The sequence below is a fragment of the Colwellia sp. MB3u-55 genome (assembly GCF_014076785.1).
GTDB lineage: Bacteria > Pseudomonadota > Gammaproteobacteria > Enterobacterales > Alteromonadaceae > Colwellia_A.
Genome location: NZ_JACGUS010000013.1, coordinates 1 through 505 on the forward strand (window position 1 = coordinate 1; position 505 = coordinate 505).

A 505-nucleotide genomic window follows, 5' to 3' on the forward strand; every position below is an offset into this window, starting at 1 on the left:
ATCATAACTTCGCCCTTTCTTTATATGAGGGCTCGCCAGTTGTAGACCTCCAAAAAGAATGTGCTAACACGCCTTGGGCATCAGTAAAAACCGAATTAACTTTTATAAACGGTTTGGCTAGTGGTGCAGCAAATATGTTGGGACCAATTTGGTACCCAAAAACGGTTGAAGTATCGTGTAAATAAACTATAAGTCATTCAAGCAGGGCTAAAAAAAGTTGGCCAATGCTCGTGCCTCGCTGATTTTGGCCAACAATTTTTAGCCTCTTAATGAGGCATTGGTATGACTCGCCACGTCAAGTTAAATACACTGAACCTTGTTCATTAATTTCAGAACCATTGTATTCACTTTTAGTATTAAGTGAGTTAACACATAGAATTAAGCAAGTAATTTTGTCGGTTATCATGCTGATATTCGTCGATTACTCACTGATTAGTTAGCAGCGCCTACCTTACTCATTTCGTCGTGGCACCTGTCTTCAGTCTATGTTAGCGGTTCAATAGCC

The 505-nt window shown here is 39.8% G+C and carries 1 protein-coding gene; it reads left to right on the plus strand.

Annotated elements, in window-relative coordinates:
- A partial coding sequence (locus H4J66_RS00035) for a Bor/Iss family lipoprotein (protein WP_220463143.1) occupies positions 1-185 on the plus strand: 185 nt, incomplete at its 5' end.
- Positions 186-505 lie beyond the last annotated feature (320 nt).